Source organism: Rubripirellula lacrimiformis, from assembly GCF_007741535.1.
In the GTDB taxonomy this organism is placed as follows: domain Bacteria; phylum Planctomycetota; class Planctomycetia; order Pirellulales; family Pirellulaceae; genus Rubripirellula; species Rubripirellula lacrimiformis.
This window is the reverse complement of the sequence record NZ_CP036525.1, coordinates 6,527,793-6,551,280: the sequence shown is the minus strand read 5'-3', so window position 1 is coordinate 6,551,280 and position 23,488 is coordinate 6,527,793. Positions and strand designations below refer to the sequence as shown.

Here is a 23,488-nt window from a genome sequence, read left to right as displayed (position 1 = left end):
CCCCCCCGATGCAATCGCCGCTGCCCACCCGATGTCTTGCCGAGTTCCTGAGCACGTTTTTTCTGATCGTGATCGGGTGCGGCGCGATCGCCGTGGATGTCCGCACCGAAGCGTTGACGCACGTGGGTGTCGCGATCGTATGGGGGCTGATCGTGCTGACAATGATCTATGCCGTTGGCAGCGTCAGCGGTGCTCACATGAACCCCGCGGTCACGATTGCGTTCGCGTGTTTCCGAAAGTTGCCCTTCAAAGATGCCGCTGCCTATGTGCCGGTGCAGTGCTTGGGCGCGTTCGCCGGCGCGATCGCGATCCGCGCTGTGTTGGGATTGGACGAAGGACTGCTGGGGGCAACGACGGTCAAGACTGGTTTAACGCCGATGGCCGGGATGGCAATCGAGGCGATGATGACTGGGATCTTGATGTTCGTGGTGATGGGCGTGTCGACGGGCGCGAAAGAGGAATCGATCACCGCAGGGATCGCCGTGGGATCCACGATCGCGATGGAAGCATTCGTGGCCGGCCCGTTGACCGCAGCGTCGATGAATCCGGCCCGCAGCCTCGGCCCCGCCCTAGCATCCGGCCACCTGACGGATTTGTGGGTCTACATCGTCGGCCCGATCTTGGGGGCGTTGATCGGTGGCAGTCTGCGGATTTGTTTAAAAGCCAAACACGCTTAGCAACACGCGATGAATCAGTGTCAAAACGGATGCAGCGGACGTCAGGCTTCGGATCATTGAAATCGTTTAACCGCGTGGGCATCGCCCCGTGCGTTTGCTGACAGGAGTGTACGGACGCACGTGACTGACACGCGTGGCCCGGTGGGCACACGGCTAAACGATAGCGGGTGATGCAACGCGTGTGTTTTAGCCCTGCAGGAGCGACCCGTGGCCGCTTCCGTCTACTGCAACTTCTGGTTGTCGCGGTGCCGGGTGGCGTCTCGTTCGGTTTTCTTGTCCAAGTTTTTCCGCAGCGCCTCGGTCAGGTCGATGCCCGATTGGTTGGCCAGGCAGATCGTGACGAACAGAACGTCGGCCAGTTCGTCCCCCAAGTCGCCCGGCGATTCGCCGGGCTTGGATGATTGTTCGCCACAGGTCCGTGACAAGATCCTTGCCACCTCGCCGACCTCTTCGACCAGCTGTGCCAGATTCGTCATCTCGTCAAAGTATCGAACGCCGATGGTACGGATCCAGCGATCGATTTCTTCCTGAGCGGCGCGAATCGACAAGTCGTCGCGGGGCCGCGTTTCCATTGCCGTCGGGTCGGTCATTCTGCGATCAACAGATAGGTGCCGCTTTTGCCCGCCACGGCGATGTCTGTCTTGGCATCTCCGTTGAGGTCCTCGGCAACGATCTGCAGCCCCGTTCCAACGTGGCCTTCTTCGATCGTGTGGCGAGTGAACTCTTTCTCTTTCGCATCCCACTGATAGAAATAAAGGCAGGGCATTTCCATGCCGCCGGGATCGTTGCCGTTGTGTGCAAAGTATCGTTTGCCGGTGATCAGGTCGGGGCTGCCATCGCCCGTGATATCGGTCCAGGCCAACGAGTGCGGTTGGCTGTAGGTGCGGTCGATTTCGTGTTCGGTCCAGCTGATTTTTCCATCGCTGTCGATCCCGTCATTCTGCCACCAGAACAGCCCAAAGTCGTGGCCGTTGCCGAAGATCAAATCGCCATCACCGTCTTTGTCCAAGTCAACGACCAGCATCGGCAGCGACGAGTGCAGATTCCAATCGGCGTGGAATTTCCAAGGTCCCGTCCAAGCACCGTCGGCGGGCTGTTCGTACCAGCCTTGGCCGACCAGTAGATCCGCACGCCCGTCACCGCTGATGTCTCCCACGGCGACCCCGTGGCCGTTGCCTTTTTCGCCAAGAGTATGAGGTACTAGATCGTACTTCGCGCCGCCTTTGGCTTGATCGGGTTCGTCGCGATCGACCAAACGCCAGATGACTGCCGGGACGTCGTTCTTCCAACTATTGACGATCCATTCGGGGCGGCCGTCGCCATCGATGTCTTCCAACAGTTGGCCTTCATTGGCGGAATTGCCGGTGTCGACCAGCAAGTGTTTGGTCCAGGTTTTGCCCAAACGCAATGCTTCCGCACCGGGGTTCTCGAACCAATGAACTTCGGTGGGGATGAAGGATCCGGCGATCACATCCAATCGACCGTCATCGTTGATGTCGAACAGGTAATCGCCATTGCTATCAACGTATCCATTCCAGTCTTCGATGGATCGTAGCGGGCGGCTTTCCCAATTTCCGCCGCTGGTGCCGTCGCCGCCGCGGTACCAATTTCGGCCGGCTACCAGATCGGAGTGCCCATCCCCGTCGATGTCGCCGGCGGCAATTCCTTCGTTCGCATCGACGGCCAACAGTCGCGGGCGAAAGCTGGTGACGGAATCCTCGGCGGACGCCGATCGGGGGAAAACGGGCTGGGAAAATCCAGCAACCAGTAGGAAACAGGCGAAATGGCGAATCAGCATCTTGGGGGACCTTGGGGGTGGGCAATGTCACCGATCGGTCCGTCTAGCGAACTGCTTCGGTGATCTTCGGAGGGATAGGTGGGCGGTTTGTCGTCAGGGAAGCCGCGTATAGGATAACGGGCTGTCTTGCTTGATCAGCATGGTTTACGCGACCGAAATGATCCCGCGAACTGCGGGGCCGTTTTCGCACCAACTGGCAAACCAGATGAATCTATACTGTTGAAAATCTGTCTTGCACGCCATGATTGTAATCATACCGTTGGTCGTGATGGCATGCATTAACGGGAAGCCGATGGACGGCAAGACGGTGAATCGTTTGGGTTCGCTGTCGACATGGACGCACTTGTCCCATCACCTGCGAATTTCGAGGCGGCGTTGGAAATTACAACTGACAAAGAACTGATTTACCTCGAAGACATGAAGGTCGGCGATCGCTGGATGAGCCAGTGGCGGGAGATTTCCGCCGATGATGTGGCTGATTTCGCTGCCTTGACCGGCGACCACGATCCGCTGCACACACCGGCCGGCGGTGGATCCCCGTTCGGCGAACCGGTCGCACACGGATTGTTGGGGCTAAGTGTCCTAGCGGGGCTCAGCAGCCAAAGTCCCAGCGTGGCCACCTTGGCCCTGGTTGGCATTTCGGACTGGCAGTTCGAAGCACCGATCTTCTTTGGCGATCGCGTCCAGGTTTCGACCGAGATCATTTCGATCGACCAACACGGGCGTCGAGCTGGCCGCGTCACCTGGGTTCGGCAACTGTTGAACCAACACGGCCGAGTGGTCCAACGCGGTCGCTTTGTTTCCTTGGTCGCTGCGAAGGCGAGGGCCCGGCGGCTCTCCAGCCAAGAACCAACCCAGCGCGGCACTCTACCAGCCCGCTAAGACGATTGCCGCCTGAGAACCCACTGCCACGCAGGCTCCGCCTGCCCAACCTGGTCTGCGAGGCAGAGCCTGGGAACGAGTTTCCAGACCGGACGCAGCTTACGGTTCTTGGCACTCGTGCTCGGGTCACAGCCTAATGTTCGGGGGGCCCGTTTAGCCGCTAGCCGCCTAAGCGGCTAACCAATCAACACGCCGGTGAGCGGCCGGGCATGCCGCATAGCCCTTATGCCTGGGCTGTTAAAGGTTTGGTTTTGCCTCGCATTTGGCTTGTTCAAGTTTCGTTCGGCGCCAATTTCGTAGCTGTCAGGCTCGGCGGACGGCCGATCGGTGTTGTTAGCCGGGCGAGCAATGCAGGATCCCTAGCTGCGGAGCAGCGACAGCCATTTGCCGGTGGCCCCCGGCCCCCGGCCACCGGAGCGACTCGATCGAAACGCGAGCCTTCTTCCCGTGCCTGGAATTGCCGCCAACGGCGGCGATTCCAGGCAGGGGAAGAAGGTAGGCGTAGACACCGGCGGCCAAGGCTGCCGGCAGAAGGCTGTCGCCACTACGTGGCTAGGAAGATCAAACTTGAACACGCGATCAACTGTTCGAGCCAACTCCCTCTCGTGACACCCAAAATAGATAGCGTTGGGCCGGGCGCTTCCGGTAAAGACTCGTTGGTCTGCGTCCCGTTCAAGCGGAACAAAAGCATGGCCATGGCAATGCGCACCAACCCCAACTTTTGATCAGCCCACCCTTGGCCTCACCGCCAGCGGGTCACCCCGGTGGTTGAAAGTTCGGCTCAATCGACTGGCCGCAACGCACTCGGCATTGAGCTTTCGTTCGCGTCGGGACACGCCAGCATCCCCTGTCCTGCCATTCCATTGGGCAGGAGGCTTTTGAAACAGGCAACTTCTCGATCGCACGTCCCGAGAGACGCGGTTGAGTGTTTACAGCGGATTGCGTGTCAACTGCCGATCCTTCGGGATCTTGTTTTTGAGACGTTCCAAATCGGAAGCGGTTGCGAATACGATATCTTGTGTGCCTAGCTGCTGAACCGCCCATTGGAGTCTGTTTTCGTGAAGTCGATTGTTTCTATCGTTGTCTTGTTGGGGATGCTCGTCATGCCATCGGTGGCCTGCTCGGAGTCTCTGTGGGTTCCTTTTGGTCCGGGCGGTGGAGGTTGGATCGAAGACGTTGTTGCGCATCCGATCGATCCACAAGAGGTCTGGGCGATGACTGATTTGTCGGGCCTGTTTCGCTCGCGAGACGCAGGGGTCACCTGGCGAAAAATGTCCGCCGATGTGGAACGTGGTGTTCTGGCGCGGAAGCAAATCGTTTCACACAATCGTCAGTTTGCGATCGATCCCCAGGCCCCCCAACACATGTACTGGGGAACCTGTGGGATGATTTGGGCCAGCCACAATGGCGGCGTGGAATGGGTGCCTGTTTGGGGGAATCCACCGTCCGTCGGCGACGACAGGACGCCGGGCATCGGACACGCGATGGACGTTGCGCCCGACGGCACGGTTTATGCATTGGACTCCGCAAGCGTTCTTCGTGTTTCTCGCGATCATGGAACATCTTGGAGCGAACTGACATCGCCGCCGATCGCAGAGAATTCCACCGACACGCCGGCGTTTCCAATTGCGATCTCCGGTCGAACATTGTGTGTTGCCTGCAGACCATCGAAAGGGCTTGCCGTTTCGCACGACGGTGGTGTGACCTGGACACTGACTCTTAAAAGCCGCATCATTCTGAACGCTCGCGCGGTATCCAAAGACGCCTCCGGCAGCACCGTCTTGTTCGCCCTTGATTCAAACGGGAATTTGCATCGTAGCGGCGACAACGCTGCTACGTTTGAAATCGTCAAGACCTCGGCGCATCGATGGCGTTTGGGGCAGCGGTTCGCAGGTGGCCTTGCGGTCAGTGGCGAAGGCAAAGTCATGCTGTGGGCGTCGGGTGACCTAAGCGTTAGTCACGATTGGGGCGACAGTTGGACCAAACGTTCCATCGATCAGAACTGGGACCGTGGTTCGTATCCCGGCATGAATCGTTACGCTTCGCCCGAAGGGAAATGCAGCGCCGCGACTGTCACGGCGGATGGCAAAACGTGGCTCACATGCGACAGTTCGCTGATGTGCCGAAGCACCGATGATGGATTGTCCTGGACTGGCTGCACCACCGGCCTGCAAGTGCTGTGTTACTTCCAGGGACCCGCGGTCAGTCCGCACGATCCGCAACAGGCGATGGTGGCCGCGTTGGATCAAGGCGTGTTCAAGACCAACGATGGTGGGGCGACCTGGAAACCGTTGCGTATCCAATCCGAGTGGTGGGATAGCGATTGGCAGAACCACGACGGCAGCGTCGTCAAAGCGCATCCATCGAAGCCTGGAACCTGGTTCGCCGTCATTCATGGTCACGGTGGCACCCGCCATCCACGCCTGCATCGCAGCGATGACGGAGGCGAAAACTGGCAACTCGTGCTGGATTTGAAAGAGCGATTTGGTGGTCAGTGGGGCCGATGGCTGGACGACACCGAGATGGGGGACCTCTGTTTCGACCCCTCCAACCCCGACGTGATGCACCTCTGCAACTATCAGCTTGGCGTTTTCAAAAGCACGGATGGTGGCGCAACCTGGCAGCAAACGCTGTCGACGAAAAACGCACTCAGCCTGATGACAAGCCCCAGCGGTCAGCACGTCTATCTGCAATGCCTCAAGCGAACCGGTCTCTATGCGAGTCACGACCGAGGTGAATCATGGCAGGTTGCTCACGCTGCGGATGGCATCGACGGCATGGCTCATCACCCCCATGATGAAAGCACTCTGTTTGTCTCCGATGGCCAGCACGAGAATTACTGGAGTCACGAAGGTAGGCGTCCGGCCAAACTTCTTCGCAGCACCGATGCCGGTCAGAATTGGACCGAGTTGGCTGCATTGGACAGCGGGCCGCTGTACATCGACCCCATCAAGCCCGAAATCATGTTGATGAGCACACTGCATGGCGGCCGAGGCATCCTGCGGAGCACTGACTCTGGTCAAACCTGGCACGACTTTCACCATGATGCCCCGAGCTACACCGCACGCGGATTTACCTACGGTGGCAAGCCAGGAAGCGTCATCTATCACATGTTTGGCAACCAAGCACTCACAGAGACTCTCTACCGTAGCATCGGCTTCTAGCCTGTGTTTTGACCACACATGCTACTGTTAACTGCTGGCGTTTGCCTGAATCGGCTGTCATCGTTTCTCTTGCCGGTGTGCCGTCGTTGAAGCCGTTGCTTCGGTAGGGCGGCTGGCCGACATGATAGCCGCATGTACCGAAATGGAGAAAGGCAAAGCCGCCTACGCAGCGTCTCCCCCCCCTCACCCCTCTCCCCCGCGTTGAACGCGAGCGGAACTCGCGTTCAACGCGGGGGAGAGGGGGCAAAACGAGGTGGGGAGACACTGCGGTTGGTTGGTTTTCTTTAGCCCCCTCTCCCCCTGGATTATCGAAGTGGAGCTTCGATTATCCAGGGGGAGAGGGCTGGGGTGAGGGGCAACGCCGTTAAGGAAATTTTTCGAGTGAATTAGGTAACCAGGATAGCTTTTGGAGGGCCATAAATGAAATAAGCCAGGCTCCCCCCAAAATCCTCGACTACATCGTCGAAAGAAAAGGAGCCTGGCTATGAGTAACAGTGGCAAGGATGCTGCTTCGAAACAGAAGCAATCAATGACTCAAGGTGAACAGCTGGCCAAAGCGATTCGCTGGATCGCCAACGACCAATTATTCGCAAAGGTTCGTGTTCACGGCAATGCCAATTGGGTGCCGACTCACTTGATGCAGGTCGCAATTCTATGGGTTTGGAGTAGTCAATCATTGCTCGTCGAATCCACCAAAGACGCGATCAAAAGTGTCGAGAGCTTATTCGGTACGACCGGGATTCATTCGTATCAGACGCTGATCACTGCACTGCAGAAGTACACCGAGCAAATCCTTCCGCCACTGGTCCAACGAATGCATCATTTGATGGAGAAGACAGATCAAGCAAGTTTTCGCATTGGGATTTGGTTGGTGTTGGCCGTCGACGGTTCCCGCTTGGATGCTTGCCGAACCCTGGCCAACGAGAAGCGGTTCTGCAAGCCAAAGAACAAAAGGGGATCGAAGAAGAACAAGAAGAACAAGAAGAACAAGAAGAACAAGCGTGGTCGACACGCCAACAAACGAAAACCGGTGAGCAAAAAGAAGAACTACAATCCGCAGCCCGTCGGTCCTCAAGTCTGGCTTACGCTACTGTGGCATGTCGGACAGCGATTGCCATGGGCATGGAAAATCGGACCGAGTTATTCCAGCGAACGAGCCCATCTGTTGGAAATGCTGAATGCTTTAGACCTACCGAAAAACACGCTCATCTGCGGTGATGCTGGTTTCGTCGGCTACGACTTTTGGAACGCGATCGACAGCCACGGCCATCACTTCCTGACGCGTGTCGGAAGCAATTGTCGCTTCCTGAAGCAACTTGGACGGGTTCGCGAACGTGATGGCATCGTGTACTGCTGGCCGAAAGAAAAACAGCAACGCAAGCAGCCGCCGTTGGTCCTTCGGCTACTTCGCTTTCACGACGGACGTGGCGAAGTCTATCTCGTCACCAACGAATTGAACTTACGCAAGTTAAGTGATTCGCGTGCTGGGGAAATTTATCGAAAACGCTGGGGAATCGAAGTGCAATTCCGATCCTTAAAGCAAACTTACGGTCGTTCGAAACTGCTCGGGCGAACGCCGGATGTCGTCGAGCACGAGTTAACCTGGTCGCTTGTCGGTCTTTGGATGGCGCAGTTACTGGCGCTTCGCGAACAAATCGATCGGATCGAACCGGCGGCTCAAACGAGCGTCGCGATGGTGTTACGAATATTGCAAAACATCCTGCACTGCCCCAACGAGATACCCGCGCGGGGCGAATCGCTTCGGAGTCTCTTGGCCGGTGCGTTGACGGATACATACGACCGCGCAAGTAAAAAGAAAAGTCGCAACTACCCACGCCGAAAAGAGGAACCCCGGACCGGCCCACCCACAATTGAACTCGCCACCGCAGAGCAACAGAAGCTTGCCAAAGCTACACTGGACCTCTCAAATGCAGCATGAAAAATTTCCTTAACGGCGTTGGGTGAGGGGGCGGTGGTAACACTGAATCCGTGGGGCCCGCCCACACGGCAGCATGCTTTCGCCTCTCCGAGGCTGCCGTAAGCTGGACGCTCTCTTACGCGTCGCGGCTCACTCAATCAACAGGCCGCGAGCCGCGGGGGCCGCAAGATAGGTCAGGTCAGATGCGGCCGCGATCGCGAACCTCACCACCATGGATCCAATGGGCCATCCCCACGCGGTTCACCTCGGCTTGATGAGCAGTCGCCAGTCGCCAGAAACTGGGCGCCAGAAGCTGGGCGGCAGTCACCGAGTACCAGCTACTGACTCTGGATTGCTCCGCCAATTGCCGCTCCGATGTTACCACCGCGTTGTCCGCCAACCGCGTTTCCAATCGCACCGCCTACGGTTGCACCTCGTTGTTGAGCCTGGGTGCCGTAGTTGTATCCGTTACCGTAATAGCTGTTCCCGCTGTAGCCATTACCGTAGTAGCTATTTCCGTAGACGGGCTGACCGTAGTTGGGCCGATAGCTCTGGTACGAGTTTCCATAGATTGAATTCCCATCACTTCTCGGTTGACTGTAGCCACGATATCCACTGCTGTAACGCTGGCTGGGTGCGGAATAATACCGCTGCGACTGCGAGTAAGTCGGTTGGCCGTAGTAATACGATTGGCTGTAGCCATTGCTGCGATAGGCGGGTTGACCGACTTGATAGCCGGGCGTGTTGATGCCGTTGCCAAACTGTACGGTGACTTGTGCCGACGCAGGCGTCGCGGCCACTGCCAATAGGAATGCTGCACTGCCCAGGGTGGCAACGGCAATCGATCGTTTTTTGATCATCTTGGAACCTCGGTCTGTTCGATTCGCTTTCATCGAGAAAGGCAAAGCCGCCTACGCAGCGGCACAGAACGCCCTCCTTCTACGATCGACTACCAGATGCAAAATGCGAGCCAGTTTCACGCAAACGACCGATTTCGTGCGGGACTGGACTGAATGTCAGCTTTGGTAACCCGTTACGTGATCGCACGATCCTTAGGGCTTCGGCTAGGTTGGATTCGTCAGATCGTTGGCCCAGTCCATGGGCATTTCGTTCAGCGAATTCAATAGCGTGTTGGACCACCAAGTGGTGGCTGCCGTCAGGTCCGATTCGGTGTACCGACGGAAGGTTGGGAACTGGGCGTGGTTGGACAGCACGGCCACGTCGAGGGGATAGTCGACGTCGGTGACGCTGGCACGCGTCGCGTCGAACGCCAACAACGCTAAACCGATGGCCGATCGAAGCGGCGTTTCGAACGTCAACAACCGATCCAGGATCGGTTTTCCGTAATAGGTGCGACCGATCACAAAGTACGGCGAATCCTCGGCCGCTTCGATCCAGTTGCCTTCCGGATAGACGTAGAACAGCTGCGGTCCGACATCGGCAGAGAGCCGACCACCGATGATGGCGTGTGAGTTGAATTTGTGGTTGGTCGATTGCAACGCGTCGCCGTCTTCCGCCTTCACCCGCCGCAGTTGTTCGCCGAACCGATTGACCAGTTGGTAAAGGCGATCGACGCTTTGCGAGTTCTGCTGTGAACTTGCTTGTTCGTCGTTGCGGAGCGATTCGTCAAGATAAATGATCGCCTTGTCACGCACCGACCGCAGCCCGCTGGTCATCGTAAACAGGCTTTGCCCGTTGTGCTGAAACTCAGCTAACTTCTGTTTGTTCGACTGTTCGCTGCCACGCACGATTCGAGTGTCCGCTAGCGCGACGACGCCGTCACGAACCTTGATGCCGATGCAAAATGTCATACGGTGCAAACCGCCGTGCAGGCTTGGATCTGGTTCATGGATCAGTGCTCAGTGAAGGGGCGATGATGGTGTGCTGGGATGCTGCTGGGGGGCAGTCCCCACAGCACCGCGTTCATCTTACCACTGGCGACAAGAATCAACCAAGCAGGTTGCAACGCGGTCCCTTGGTCCGTGACTCTGATTCATCGGTGACGCCTTCGTCAATCGGGCAAATTGACCACCGCACTTCTGCCGATCACAATGCCGCAGCCTAGGCGGGCGGCGTCTTGGCCGATGTCAACACGACCGTCGATCGGGCGGCAACCGGGTAGCGGTCCGCCGATTCCAGACTCACACCGTCGCCGATGTCCTGGGGCGACGGCAGATCGGTGTCGATGATCCGCTGCCATGGCTGGAAATCCTGGGGGACCGATGGGATTTCAAAGTCGTTGGGTTCCCAATACGAATTGAAGATCAAGTGATACCACTTCAATTTGGATTCGATCGTGAACGCCACGCTGTGTGACGACGGCCCCCAATCGGGGCGGTCCAATTGGACGCCATGCCAGCGCACTCGCGAATGGGCAATCACTTCGTTCAGGGTCGCATCGGGCGCGTTTCGTTCAGGAAGACGTTTGCGGTAATCGATCAACCGTTTGACGAACCGCAGCAGTTCGTCGTTCTTGTCCAGCAGTGTCCAGTCGAACCAATTGATTTCGTTGTCTTGGCAATAGGCGTTGTTGTTGCCTAGCTGGGTTCGCCGAACCTCGTCGCCCATCAACAGCATCGGCACGCCAAAGGCCAATAGGTTGATCGAGAACATGTTCTTGATCTGTTTGATGCGAAGTCGCTCGATCTCTGCGGAATCCGTCGGTCCTTCGACGCCACAGTTCCAGCTTAAGTTTTCGTTGTGGCCGTCGCGATTGCCTTCGTTGTTGGCGTCGTTGTACTTGTGGCTGTACGTGACCAGGTCGTTCATCGTGAAGCCGTCATGGGATGTGACGAAATTGATGCTTTGTTCGGGCTCTCGATTTCGGTGTCCATAGATATCGGGGCTGGCCAAAAAACGTTTGGTGAACGTTTCGGCTTGGCGATCATCGCCCTTCACAAAGGATCGAACGTCGTCCCGGAAATGGCCGTTCCATTCTTTCCAGTGGTCGCCAAAAAAGTTGCCCACTTGGTACAGACCTGCGGCGTCCCAGGCTTCGGCGATCAGCTTGGTGCCGCTTAGCACCGGGTCGGTTTCGATGTCCCACAAAATCGGAGGATCGGCTTGGGGATGCCCGTTGATGTCTCTTGATAACACGGATGCCAAGTCGAACCGGAATCCGTCGACATGCATTTCTTCGACCCAGTAGCGTAGGCTGCTAAGGATCATGCGGCGAACGATGGCGTGATTGCCGTTCAGCGTATTGCCACAGCCACTAAAATTGGCGTACAGGCTTCGGTCGGCAGGCGCCGACGGATTGCTTTCCAGGATGTAGTAGGCTGGGTTTTCGAGTCCTTTGAAGCAGAACGTGGGGCCGGTTGCATCGCCTTCGGCGGTGTGGTTGTAGACGACGTCCAGCAGGACTTCGATGCCGGCCCGGTGCAGGGCTTTGACCATGTCGCGGAATTCGTCCAGCACGCCTAGCGGGGATGCCTTCCAACCGCCGACACCGTACCCAAGGTGCGGCGCGAAAAACGACACGGGGTTGTAGCCCCAGTAATTGCTCAGTCCGGGTGGAGCTTCCTGGGGATCGAACTGGAAGATCGGCAGCAGTTCGACCGCCGTGACGCCCAGCGATTTCAAGTAGGGGATTTTTTCGATCAGCCCCAGATAGGTTCCGCGGCGATCCTCGGCCACGCCACTCGATGCGTGCTTGGTGAATCCGCCAACGTGCATCTCGTAGATGATCGTCTTGTTGAATGGCCGGTACAGCGGCAGGTCGCCTTCCCAGTCATAGGTCGATAAATCGGCGACAACACTCTTCATCGCATACGGCGTGTTATCACCGGGGCATGCGCCGGCGTTGCGATCGAAAGCTTCGGGAACCGCGACGGCGCGGCCGTACGGATCCAACAAGATTTTTTCGCCGTCGAAACGCAGTCCGTGTTGGGGCAGGTTGGGCCCGTCGGCGCGAAAGGCATAAATCTGGCCGGCATCAAGCCCAACGACTTCGACGTGCCAATAGTGAAACGTATTGTGCAGCTTCGGGTCCAAGCGAATCACTCGCTGTGGCTTCGCGTCCGATACGTCGTCAAACAACAGCAGTTCCATCGAAGAACAGCTCTTGGAATGAACACTGAAATTGACACCCACCGGCGTGATGGTGGCGCCCAGGGGATAGGTCTTTCCGGGAAGGGTTTGAGACAAATTCATTCGTCGATTTCAGCGGGAAAGCGCGGTCGGCAAGATGCAGCGGACAATCGCGGTCGCAAAACGCAAACGGGATGTCCCTCAAGGGAGGATAGCTTGTGGTCGGGGCAGCGGTTTGCCAGGATGCCAGTATTCGGCACTTTTTAGACAACGCCACTAGCCCCCCGACAGACGATATGGTTCGACGCGGAAATCCCGCCAACCGTCAGCAAAACGCCGTTCTGCTGATCGCGACCGACGAAGCCGGGTACGGACCCAAGCTAGGTCCGTTGGTGGTTGCTGCGACGGCTTGGGCCATTTCTAGCGAGGCCGCCGAACCATCGAACCCGGGCGGACGTTCGAAATCGGGGACTGCCCGATCCGGTGCGACCGTGGTCGTCGAACCTGATGCGGTCAACGCTGGGGACGATTTTGACGCTGCCTTTGCCGGGCTACGCCAACCCGTTCAGATCGGCAAGCTGAAGATCAAAGTCGACGATTCGAAAGCTGTCTTTAAACCCGGTGGCGGGCTGGCTGTTTTGCACGCGGTGGTCAGCGCCAGCCACCATTGGTGCGGTCGGCAACCGACCGACATGGCGGATCTTCTGACGCAGATCGCGGCTGACGATCTGGCCGCTATCCAGCAGACACCTTGGTTCAGCGATCTGGGGGACGAAGCGTTTTTGGCGACCGAGCAAACCTCTGCGGTGATCCAGTCGTGGCAATCGGCAGTTCCATCGGCCGGGACATCGGCTCAGGTATCGGCGTCGTCGCCCGCTGCAACTTTGCACGACGTCCAGGCCCGCGTGTTGACGGCCGCTGAGTTCAATCGCCGCTGTCAGCGCGGCTACAACAAAGCCGACTTGTTGTCGGAAACCACGATCGGATTGGTTCGTGACATGATCGCCCGCCATGGTGATGGGGTCGCTGAAATTCATGTTCATTGTGACCGGCATGGCGGCCGACGCTATTACAGCGGAGTGTTGCAGCATGTCTTTCCGGATGCGCAGGTGCAGGTCCGGACAGAATCCAAGGGGATCAGCGCCTATCGGATGACGCTGGATCGTGGTGGGCAAATCCAGACGGTCGAAATCGATTTCAAGGTCAAAGGTGATTCGTTCACGCCGGTTGCACTTGCGTCAATGCATGCCAAGTATTTGCGGGAACGAATGATGAATGCGTTCAACGCTTACTTTGCCGGCCACTATCCGCCTGGCCAGGTTTACCGGCCGACTGCAGGGTACCCGGTCGATGCCGATCGATTTCTGCAAGACGCCGCTGCCACGATTCGGCGCCTCGGGATCGACAATGCCACGCTGGTCCGTAGTCGCTAACCCGATCGGTCGGTGCACTTGCGTTCACGCGGCGCTGGTAAGGACGCGAAAAGACGGAAAATGCTGGCCTATTCTTGGCGGTCGTTTGAAATTCAAACCCCGGCGTGTTACTGTCGCCGATGGGTCTACCTGTCTATTCCGAACCTTGCGAAAGCCACTCATGAAACGCCTGTATCGTAACCTGCTGTGTTTGTCCGCCACGTTGATGGCCGCTTCGATGGTCGGCGGTGCCGACGCAGAGGCCGATGACCACGCAGCCAAATCAGGCAAGGTGCTTCGTCACGCCGTGTTCTTTGCGTTCAAGGATTCGTCCTCGGCCGAAGACGTCCAAGGCGTGGTCGATGCGTTCGAGGCGCTGCCGTCGAAGATCGATTCGATCCAAGGTTTTCAGTGGGGCACCGATAATAGTCCTGAAGGTCTCGCCGACGGTTTTACCCATGCCTTTGTGCTGTCGTTCGCTGACGAAGCCGGCCGGGCCAAGTACCTGCCACATCCCGAACACGCCGCGTTCGGTGGCGTGCTGCGTCCCCACATGAAAGAAGTGTTTGTGGTGGACTATTGGGGCGACGATTCCAAAGACGACTTGGAAAAGCAACTCAAGCACGCGGTGTTCTTTAAGTTCAAAGATGACGCTGCGGCCCAGGATATCCAAACGGTCGAAGAAGCGTTCGCGGCATTGCCAGCGAAGATCGATTCGATCAAAGCCTTTGAATGGGGCGTCAACAACAGCCCCGAAAAGCACGACGATGGGTTCACCCACTGTTTCATGGTCACCTTCGATTCGGAAGCTGGCCGCGAAAAGTATCTGCCGCACGCCGACCATCTGGCCTTTGTCGAAGTGCTAAAGCCCGTGCTCGACAAAGTCCGTGTGATCGACTTCTGGGCAAAGTAGGTTCCTACGTCCAGCCGATGTTCGGTGGCGATGCGAGCAATTAGGCGGCGTCGGTGATGACGTCGTCTTCGCTATCTTCGGACGATTCTTCGTCATCCGAATCTTCATCGCTGATGTGGCTATGCTCATCGCGATAGTAGGTTCGCAGGCTCTTGGGCAACGGATCGATGGCGAGTTGGTCCAACATGTAGCCCTTCTCTTTGGCGACTCGCAGGATCTCGATTGTGTCGCCGTACCCGCCACCGACGGCAGCGATGCCGGTGATCAGCGACGATACGGTGGCATCGACCACGGCCAATTGATCTTCTTTTCCGACTTGGAAACGGCTGACGCGAAGCTTCTGGGGCGATTCGTCATCGGCGCGGACCAGGATCCCGCCGGGCCCTCTTAGGAATCGTGAAATACTGACAGGCGATAGGTCGCCGAACAGGACGATTTCGGGAGACTCTCGCAGCGAAACGACGACCGCCGGCGATGCATCCGATGGGATTTGATACATCCAAAATGAACGGAGGGCTTGCCCGTCCAGGACGCGTTTTCCGTCGGATCGCCGTCGGATCGAACAGAATGCACCGTAGCGGGTTTCCAAACTCTGCTCGTTCATCAAACGCTGCAGCGAATCGATCGCCAGTTGTTGCTTCAGGCCTTGCATGGCCAGCAGAGCGGGGGCGCGAAAGGCCGCGACGTCGCGAGCCGAGGCTTCCAGGGGATCGAGCGATTCGGTTCGATCCAAGTACGCCAAAGCTTCGGCAGCGTAAAATTTCAATTCGGGATTCTGTGTATTGAGTCCATCTAGCAAGGTGGGGACTGCGCTGTCACCCATGGCTTCCAACTGAATCGCGGCGTCGGCGGCGGTGGCAGGATTCGCCAACCGAGCAGCTAGGTTGGTCAACCGTTTTTGAGTTGCAGAGGATTCCGGTTCGATTCCGATGGCGCGAACCACTTCCATCATGCGTCCGATGCTGTCGCGGTATCGCGGGTGGACTTCGATTTCGATCAAGTCGTCTTCGCGGGGCGTTGCGATGCCTCGACGAGTGGTTCCGTCAAAGAAGAAGAAGCGGCGGTTGACGGCGCTTGAAATCGCACTGGACATCGCGACGTGTCGGAACTTGGGTCGCAAAATCAACGCCAGTTGCCGACTGGTTTGAACGCGTCCGCCCGAAATCACACTGCCTTCGACCTGTACGTTGGAATCTTCGGTGGGCGTGTAGGCGCCTCGCGTCAACACGGGCCCGGTTCCGATCGCCAATACTTCACTTTGGCGGACCGAGCTTTGCATCAGCTGTTTTTGAACCGCAATTTGTTGCCGCAGACGTGTGTCCAGCAGCCATCCACCGGCCAAGTTCGTCGCACGACTTTCGGGCGGCGCGAGCACGCGGATATCCAGCGGGTCGCCGCGGCGAGCACCTGGGGGAATCGACGCTTGCACGCGAACCAGCGCCGTGTCGTTGGATTCTAGGAAATGGTTGGGGTCGCTGATTTCGCGGCGCTTCATGTCCTCCAGCAATTGGTCGCGGTACAGCGACGGGTCAGCGGGGCCGCCGGTTCCAGCCAGCGAATTGACCGCACCGACTCCATCGATCTTGATCGCGTGCAGGCCATGCGAGATCGCCGCCTCGCGAACCAGGTCGGGCGGCGCGGGAGCCTTCATCAGCTCCTTCAGCGCCGAATTGTCGTCTTCATCAGATTCGCCACGCCATAGCGAGCAACCCGATGAACCGATTGCGACCAACGTCAGCATCGTCAACAAGAATCGCGAAATATTGCAGTGCTTCGGCATCCTGCCACGCATCCGGCTAAAAGTCTGGAAAAAAGCCACTTCCAGCTTGCGTGATACCCCAAATAGCTGCTCCGCAGCAAGGCGAGTTCGGCAATCAGTCAAACCACAAACTGCCCTGCTTGCCTAGACTGCGCTGTCGCCGGTGACGTCGTCTGCCCCACTGGCCGGTCGTCCCATTCGGGACTTTCTGAAATCAGGTGCTTGGGTCTGCGGAATGTGTCAACGACCTGCAGACAACTTTCTCAACGGTTCAGTGATTGGTGCCAGCGCACTTGGGAGCCAGCCCCCCAACCCCCGCGCACTTTTTCAGGCTTCGCTCGGGTGTTCAAAGGCGTTTTCGATGGTAGCTAAGCAATAAGCGAGATTGATCGATCGACCGTTGCTAAGACCACGTTATCTTGATTGAAGAATTTGCTTGCATCTCGTTTGGAACTCGGCAAAACTCAATTGCTGCGTTAGAGATCCATGGGATCCCCTGTTCCAATCCTGTCCGTGCATACCCACCAGCAAAAGGGCGACGTCGAGGTCACCCAAGTAGACGAAGTCCGCCCTCAGCGCATGTTGACCGGTTGTCTTTGTGCCCCATCAGTTTTTGAACCGTCGTGATATCCGTCCCCGATTCAACCAAGTGAGTGGCGAAGCTGTGTCGCAGGCTGTGCGCCGTAGATCAGCAAGAACATCAGCCGGTGTACCCCGACGAAATGAACCAACAACTGTTCGATCTCCGATCGGCTGAACCAAACCGGGATCGACTCACTTCTTTTAGCGCGGACGGCATTGAGAAATCCAAGCTGCTTTCCGAGCACGCATTGATAGAAAAACAGCAGGCCCGACTGGGCTTGGGTTTGAGTGCTCGCCGACACGTTACCCTCCACCGCCAAATGGGTCAGGAAGGCACCGATGTCTCGATCCCCGAATTGCTCCAGCTCAAGGGAGCCGATGAAACCCGAGAAGCGTTTTACCCAACGCACGTACGCTTTCTCCGTCGCTGCCGCGTAGTGCAGCACTCGCATCTCCCCACGCATCGTTTGGATAAAAATCGGTTCGCTGCGATTCAAATTGCCACGCAACTTGCCCAATTCCTCTTCAGTGGGCGGGGCGTCCAAAGGCAGGTTCCGTTCCTGGCATCCTAGTCGTGCAAGCGTTGAAATCACTTGAGAGAGATCCGGTTCGGAGCAACCGAGCACCGACGTTCGATAGAATTCGATCGCCCGCACCGCCTGCCAACGCTGCCAAGCCGGAGCTCCGTTTGCTAGCAGGCTTCGGGAAAACTTCAGCACCGAGCCCAAATTGACAGGAAGATTGTCTTCCAATCCGTTCCGAAAACTCATCGCGTATCTGCGCAGCCAGCGGGGGAACCAAGCTTGGTCATTCTCGCCAAGGCGATCACCCAGAACTTCTCGTTCGAATTGAGCCACTGACATTTAAACTCTCCTTCTCAAGGGCCGAATCAATGCCACATCCGCGGATGCCACCCCCCGAAAACACGCGTCGAGGGATATTAGCCCAAAAGACCTGCTGACATGGGGGGGTAATGGTAGTGCATGCTAATGCACCCCCGCTCGGCGCCCTATTACACCCCTACTCACCGGGGGATAACTTAGTTGTTCTGGCATTGATTCAACATGCGATTTGGTCTGATCGATTTGCTGTTCGCGATTGCATGCACTTCGACGGGGTCGATCTCGGCGCAATACTTCACATCGGGGCTACCCCACGGCAACAAAGCTCTGATTGGCATCGCAGGTGGCGTCGGCCTATACCTAATCTTGGTCTACCCGTTCTACAGGATCCTTCGTCTATTCCCGATGATTTTGCCACGGTGTCCTTGCTGCCGTCGCTTCCAGCCAGCGTTTCAAATTGTTGATCGTCGATATCCGCGAATCGTTTTTCGTTGCCCCACGTGTGATGGGCAATTTGTGATTTGGCATAACGGCAAGGCCGGGGATGATGAGACATGGGCAACGCCGGTTCTTACGCTAAACTGGCCATACGCGTTTGGCATCTACCGACAATCGGAGAAGCCAGAACAATGACATGCACCGAAGGACGCGAGCCGAGCGGTTTGGCAATGGTGAGTCTTTCGCGCGTCCTCGGTGATGTCCGCCGTTCTGTGTACCAGCGTATCCGAACATGAAGCTTCGATTCCGACTCTCAAACCTGCTTCTCCACGTCGCTTTGATTGCGATCTCCTCGGCTTGGTTTCTTGATCATCGCCAACAGAAGGAACGGTATGACAGGGTTAACCGTGAAGCTTCGATTCTTGCGAAGCAGCGCATACACGCGCTCATCCACTGGCCGCCCGAAACGCAACGTGCCAAAAACAACTGGTGGCAAAGCCAAGCGAAACTTCAATTCGATACGTACGAGCAACGGCGACAGATCGACATCGGGCTTGCCGAGGCAATTGCCGGATTGGGCGGACACCCTGCTCGCGTTCGGGAGGGAATGTCTGTTTCAGAGGCAAGGTCACACCTTGAATCATGCGGCTTTAGCATCACAGTCGACGAAGATCGTGCTGATGTGCTTCACGCCATCAAGAACGGTCCGAACGCAAAGCACTGGGTACGATTTGAGGTGTCGAATGACCGGGTTATTTTCGTCGATCAGGGCGCGACTGTCATGTAGCACAACACAGAACACTCGCGTGCACCGGAGTACGCGAGTTGGCCGGTTTTGAAATTGAGAATTTGTCGCGCGTACCCGGTGACGCGTAACGTTCTGTTGCTTGGAGTCTCAGCGCGACACGATGAAAACAACCTACGAGTTGACGCGTGATGATCTCGCCGCGTTTATTGAATTCCACCAGCGTACATCGCCCGCATTGCGGCGACAAAAGATCGGATGCCTTGTCGTTGCATTCTTTGCGCTGATGATCCTGCCGGCCGGAATTCTACTCACGACAGACAAACCGGTGCTTGAAACGGCAATCGATATTTGGCCATTGCTACTCGGCCCAATACTCTTCGGCATATTCGCAACTCCTTACATTCGCTGGCGAACGCGTCAAATGTCAAACCGTCTTCTCAGCGAAGGGCAGAACAAGGAATTCTATGGGAAATGCGAACTGGAGGCGGGTGATGAGGCGCTCACGGAGACCCGACCATCTGGATCAACGATTCGCAACTGGACTTCCGTGGAACGCATCGTGACAACGCCATCGCATTTGTTCGTGTATACTTCCGGCATCGAAGCCTATGTGGTCCCACGCCGAGCTTTCTCAACCGAATCAGAATTCGACGCATTTCTTGGTGTAATCACAGAACGCTCTGGCATGGAGGTGCAAGGGTTTGGCTGACCGAAAATGCGGCCCAAGTCGCGTGGATGCGCTGGTCCCCTGGAGATTCGGTGATATCTTCGGTTTACTGTTTTGGTCGGGATTTGCGTTGCTCTGTTTTCTTCTACTCCGTTACTGGCACATCACACGGAGGCAGAACCAAACGGTGGACACGGAGGACGGCATCGTGTTTTTACAAATGGACAATCTATCCGCCGTTCCCGGTTACGGCCACCGTTACCCGACTGATGTTTGATTTCGCATGGTTCGATTCGAGACTCTCCTCCAGCGATTTTCGATCGCACTGGTGGGCGGCGGTGCAGCTTATGAATGTCGGTGCAGATGGATTGGCTCATCTCCCGCGTCTTCTCGATCTTTGCGAGCGGTTTGATCACCAAAGTAGACTTACAGACCGCGAAGAGAGTTTCATTCTCTACGGAGCGAGATCCTCGGGACGAATCGTTCATTCGGTTGGATATTCTGATCGCGAGTCGCTCCATCAACGAGTCGCAAACTGGATCATGAGCCTCGTAGATAGTCCTAATATTCAAGTTGCGGCTGCCGGGACGTGGGGTATGGGGGAACTCGGCGTCCCACCTGCATCGATCTCCAAGCGGCTACACGAATTGATCGGTAGCGATGAACGGTTTGATGCGACGGGCAAACACTCTTTGCGGTCCATCGCATTTCGCATGCTTGCCCGTATTGACCGTGACGCAGCAGCACAGCTCGTTGAATCTACTGCATGCCACGAGTACATTGCAGACGTTCGGCAATGGATCGCTGCTTCGCGTGCGCGCCCAGCGAATCACTACGACAGGGAGCCGGAGCTTCTTGCTGAGGCGGGCTGGCTCCTCACCGACGAGGACGGGTAACAATGTCGTGCACCGAAGGACCGCATGGCGCGTTTACAAATGGAAACCACATTGGCGGTCCTCGGTGACGACCGACGTTATTCGACTGAAATCTAGCCAAGGCGAAGCATGAATCGAACACTGATCTTCATCGCGTCTATTGTCGCTCCAGCCATCGCTCGGGCCGCGGATATTGGTACTGTGCTGCCTCTCTTGAAATTGGAAATCTGCCAATGGTGAGCTATTTTCACTTGAGGAGATTTCACAATGACACGAAAACGACGCTCTTTCTCGGCTGCTGAAAAGGCTGCCGCCGTCCGCAAGCACCTTGTCGACAAAGTTCCTGTTTCCCAGATCGCCGACCAGATGCAGGTTCAACCGACGTTGATCCACAACTGGGTCAATGCCGTCATGAGCCAAGCTGAACGGGCTTTTGAAACGCCCCGCTCGACCAAGGCCGGCAAGGTGAAAACCGATCGCACGGTCATCGAACTGCGTGAGAAACTCATCGCTAAGAACGAGGTGATTTCCGAGTTGATGGAGGAGAACATCCGCTCAAAAAAAGACAATGGGGAACTCTGAAAGGTCGATGGGTTCCCCATGACACGCGAGACCAAATCGTCGACTACACCAAGTACTGGCACGAACGAACTGAGATCGGAATCGGTCAGCTCTTGCGATGGATCGAGCTGCCCACCAGCAAGTATCACAACTGGAAGCGACGTTACGGCAAGGTGAATGCCCACAACGGCAAAGTTCCCAGGGAATGGTGGCTGGAAGACTGGGAGAAGCAGGCGATCGTCGATTTTCACGACAAAAACCCGCTCGAAGGTTACCGAAGGCTGACGTTCATGATGCTCGATGAAGACGTGGTGGCGGTCGCTCCGTCGACGGTCTACCGCGTGCTCAAGGCCGCAGGCCGACTGGATCGAAAAAGCAACAAGGCATCGCAAAAAGGAAACGGATTCAAGCATCCGCTGAAAGCCCATGCGCACTGGCATGTCGACATTTCCTACATCAATGCTGGCGGGACGTTCTTCTACTTGATCACGATTCTCGATGGCTACAGCCGGTACATCGTGCATCATGAACTACGCGAGTCGATGACCGAACTGGACGTGGAAATCGTCTGCCAAGCGGCTTTGGAAAAACACCCCGGCGTGAAGCCTCGGATCATCAGCGACAACGGTCCTCAATTCGTCGCCGGTGACTTCAAGTCGTTCGTCCGTCACAGCGGGATGACGCATGTAAAAACCAGTCCGTACTATCCACAGAGCAACGGCAAGCTCGAGCGGTGGCACAAGTCGCTCAAGGTTGAAAGCATTCGTCCGAACTGTCCACGAAATGCCGCCGAAGCGATCAAGCTGATCTCGGAGTATGTCCATCACTACAACGAGGTCAGGCTTCACAGCGCGATCGGCTACGTTACGCCGGCTGACTTCCTGGCCGGATTGGCACCGGAAATTCACTCCGAACGAGACCGTAAACTCGAAGAAGCTCGGATGCGTCGGCGTTCGACGTCGCGCAGTAGTGACAGCGAACTTGCAGTTGCCGGATGATCAGACGAGAATGTCTACGCTTGGTCGGAGGATAGGGCTCTGCAGAGGTGCAACCTGAGCGCCGCATCAAGTGCGTAGACCGAAAGGCAGGCGGTTGTCGCCAGTCGATGACCGCCACCTTTCCCTTTCGGGATACGCCACAAAGCGAAAAACCTTCCACACTGGAGGCGTGGATCACGAGGCGGGAGGACGCCATCAAATTGCGTTTCAAGCCATCGGTCGATTTCCAATTCCCGCTGAACCAGCACAGTACGACGTACGCTTTTTCACCAGATCTGAAACTTGAAGGCAACCCAGCAATGTCATCGTTGGGATTCCCGGTCATCATCGCGCTCAACATCGCAATTGTTGCAACAATAGCACTCATGACCTATTCGTGGTGGCGGCATCCAGCTGCACTGAGGATGCCCGTGAATGCCGACGACGTATGGGCATTTGCGTCGCTCAACTATTTCAACGCGGAATACCCTCGACGTACCTTTTTATACAAGTTCATGACCAAGCTTCCGACTAATTGGCGACTTGCGATTCAAATGACCGGTCTAGTTCTCTCTTCGATTTTGGTCGTCGGCAGTTGCATGGCAGTCTTTTCTTGGTTCGCGGTACACGACTGGCATCTGCTCTGGTACCGTAAGGCATACTTGCGCACTCACTTCGCTTTTCCTTACTTACTTCTTTTGCCTGTTTTTCTTGCTGTAACTGCTCTGTACTTCAAGGCTGAGCACGCTCGAATCCGCATCAAGTTGAATGGCGAATAACCAAGCCATTCAACGGAGTACGGCATCAGGTTTTTGAAAATGGACAATCAATCGGCCGTACCCGCTGATGGCAAACGTTCCCCGACTGAACTATGAACGCCTCCGCCGTTCGCGAACTTTCATCGATGTTTGCTCCTCCGCGGATGAACCTGCGATCCGCTGCTCGCCTGGATTCGCCGTACGGTGACGACAGGTTCACTAGTCGTGGCATCAATCATCGTAGTGTCGACGACGTCACCCGAGCCGACCTCGACTTCTACCCGTGGTGCTTCTCCTACATGGATTTCCCGAGCCTGCTCTTCTACTTCTACCCCGTCGCATCGTACTACGAATCCGACAACTCGCTAGAGTGCATTAACCCGTTCCTGTACTCGCTTGCCCCACACATTCCTAGTTCTTCTTCATCGCTAAACCCAGTTGCTCAATCTGCGATCAACTCCGGATTGCGGTGGGTGCGGAATTCGTGT

20 protein-coding genes are annotated in these 23,488 nt (G+C 56.7%); 12 read left to right on the top strand and 8 right to left on the bottom strand.

The genetic code is table 11. The annotated features are described in order from the left end of the window. Positions 1-8: 8 nt before the first annotated feature. Positions 9-677, top strand: coding sequence for an MIP/aquaporin family protein (locus tag K227x_RS22925; protein WP_145173335.1), 669 nt, complete (start codon positions 9-11; stop codon positions 675-677). 221 nt (positions 678-898) lie between these two features. Here K227x_RS22925 and K227x_RS22920 read toward each other — a convergent pair whose 3' ends face one another. Then, positions 899-1,267, bottom strand: coding sequence for a nucleotide pyrophosphohydrolase (locus K227x_RS22920; protein ID WP_218933470.1), 369 nt, complete (start codon positions 1,265-1,267; stop codon positions 899-901). Then, entirely contained in the window at positions 1,264-2,475 is a 1,212-nt protein-coding gene (locus tag K227x_RS22915) for an FG-GAP repeat domain-containing protein (RefSeq protein ID WP_145173331.1), read from the bottom strand. The genes K227x_RS22920 and K227x_RS22915 overlap by 4 nt, the downstream gene beginning before the upstream one ends. Before the next feature lie 375 nt (positions 2,476-2,850). On the opposite strand from K227x_RS22915, the gene K227x_RS22910 reads away from it, so the two are divergent. From K227x_RS22910 to K227x_RS22900, 3 genes are all read left to right on the top strand, one after another. After that, on the top strand, positions 2,851-3,357 hold the full coding sequence (locus K227x_RS22910; RefSeq protein ID WP_246146088.1) for a MaoC family dehydratase: 507 nt from the start codon (positions 2,851-2,853) through the stop codon (positions 3,355-3,357). A 1,058-nt stretch (positions 3,358-4,415) separates the two neighbouring features. Beyond that, on the top strand, positions 4,416-6,521 hold the full coding sequence (locus K227x_RS22905; RefSeq protein ID WP_145173323.1) for a beta propeller repeat protein: 2,106 nt from the start codon (positions 4,416-4,418) through the stop codon (positions 6,519-6,521). A 484-nt stretch (positions 6,522-7,005) separates the two neighbouring features. Then, entirely contained in the window at positions 7,006-8,460 is a 1,455-nt protein-coding gene (locus K227x_RS22900) for an IS4 family transposase (RefSeq protein ID WP_145173320.1), read from the top strand. A 317-nt stretch (positions 8,461-8,777) separates the two neighbouring features. Here K227x_RS22900 and K227x_RS22895 read toward each other — a convergent pair whose 3' ends face one another. From K227x_RS22895 to glgX, 3 genes are all read right to left on the bottom strand, one after another. Beyond that, complete coding sequence (locus tag K227x_RS22895) at positions 8,778-9,299, bottom strand: hypothetical protein (protein ID WP_145173317.1); 522 nt, start codon at positions 9,297-9,299, stop codon at positions 8,778-8,780. A gap of 204 nt (positions 9,300-9,503) precedes the next feature. Further along, positions 9,504-10,250: an Ntn hydrolase family protein gene (locus K227x_RS22890; RefSeq protein WP_145173314.1), complete on the bottom strand. Its 747-nt coding sequence runs from the start codon at positions 10,248-10,250 to the stop codon at positions 9,504-9,506. Between the two features lie 250 nt (positions 10,251-10,500). Beyond that, complete coding sequence (glgX, locus tag K227x_RS22885; RefSeq protein WP_145173311.1) at positions 10,501-12,591, bottom strand: glycogen debranching protein GlgX; 2,091 nt, start codon at positions 12,589-12,591, stop codon at positions 10,501-10,503. Positions 12,592-12,764: 173 nt separating this feature from the next. Here glgX and K227x_RS22880 point away from each other — a divergent pair, with 173 nt between their 5' ends. Together K227x_RS22880 and K227x_RS22875 are read left to right on the top strand one after the other, a co-directional pair. Continuing rightward, positions 12,765-13,901 (top strand): hypothetical protein, encoded by a 1,137-nt coding sequence (locus tag K227x_RS22880; RefSeq protein WP_145173308.1) that lies wholly within the window; start codon positions 12,765-12,767, stop codon positions 13,899-13,901. A gap of 160 nt (positions 13,902-14,061) precedes the next feature. Then, positions 14,062-14,793 (top strand): Dabb family protein, encoded by a 732-nt coding sequence (locus K227x_RS22875; RefSeq protein ID WP_145173305.1) that lies wholly within the window; start codon positions 14,062-14,064, stop codon positions 14,791-14,793. Positions 14,794-14,833: 40 nt separating this feature from the next. Here K227x_RS22875 and K227x_RS22870 read toward each other — a convergent pair whose 3' ends face one another. From K227x_RS22870 to K227x_RS30795, 3 genes are all read right to left on the bottom strand, one after another. After that, positions 14,834-16,573 carry a flagellar basal body P-ring protein FlgI gene (locus tag K227x_RS22870; protein WP_246146086.1) on the bottom strand — a complete coding sequence of 580 codons (1,740 nt, stop codon included), beginning with the start codon at positions 16,571-16,573 and terminating at the stop codon, positions 14,834-14,836. Positions 16,574-17,099: 526 nt separating this feature from the next. Next, positions 17,100-17,201 (bottom strand): site-specific integrase, encoded by a 102-nt coding sequence (locus K227x_RS22865; protein ID WP_246146085.1) that lies wholly within the window; start codon positions 17,199-17,201, stop codon positions 17,100-17,102. After that, positions 17,194-17,586: a site-specific integrase gene (locus K227x_RS30795; RefSeq protein ID WP_218933469.1), complete on the bottom strand. Its 393-nt coding sequence runs from the start codon at positions 17,584-17,586 to the stop codon at positions 17,194-17,196. Before K227x_RS30795 ends, K227x_RS22865 begins: the two co-directional genes overlap by 8 nt. A gap of 1,120 nt (positions 17,587-18,706) precedes the next feature. Between K227x_RS30795 and K227x_RS22855 the strand changes: the two genes are divergently transcribed. The 6 genes from K227x_RS22855 to K227x_RS22830 all read left to right on the top strand — a co-directional run bounded on the left by K227x_RS22855 (position 18,707) and on the right by K227x_RS22830 (position 23,021). Then, positions 18,707-19,201, top strand: coding sequence for a hypothetical protein (locus K227x_RS22855; RefSeq protein WP_145173299.1), 495 nt, complete (start codon positions 18,707-18,709; stop codon positions 19,199-19,201). A 121-nt stretch (positions 19,202-19,322) separates the two neighbouring features. Next, positions 19,323-19,871, top strand: coding sequence for a YcxB family protein (locus K227x_RS22850; RefSeq protein WP_145173296.1), 549 nt, complete (start codon positions 19,323-19,325; stop codon positions 19,869-19,871). Between the two features lie 227 nt (positions 19,872-20,098). Further along, positions 20,099-20,725 (top strand): hypothetical protein, encoded by a 627-nt coding sequence (locus tag K227x_RS22845; protein ID WP_145173293.1) that lies wholly within the window; start codon positions 20,099-20,101, stop codon positions 20,723-20,725. Positions 20,726-20,971: 246 nt separating this feature from the next. Further along, positions 20,972-21,286, top strand: a complete 315-nt coding sequence (locus K227x_RS22840; RefSeq protein WP_145172788.1) for a transposase — start codon at positions 20,972-20,974, stop codon at positions 21,284-21,286. After that, the gene (locus K227x_RS22835) at positions 21,283-22,263 is read left to right on the top strand and encodes an IS3 family transposase (RefSeq protein WP_315854364.1); all 981 of its coding nucleotides are present in this window, start codon (positions 21,283-21,285) and stop codon (positions 22,261-22,263) included. Before K227x_RS22840 ends, K227x_RS22835 begins: the two co-directional genes overlap by 4 nt. A 107-nt stretch (positions 22,264-22,370) precedes the next feature. Then, entirely contained in the window at positions 22,371-23,021 is a 651-nt protein-coding gene (locus K227x_RS22830) for a hypothetical protein (RefSeq protein WP_218933467.1), read from the top strand. The last annotated feature ends 467 nt before the right edge of the window (positions 23,022-23,488 follow it).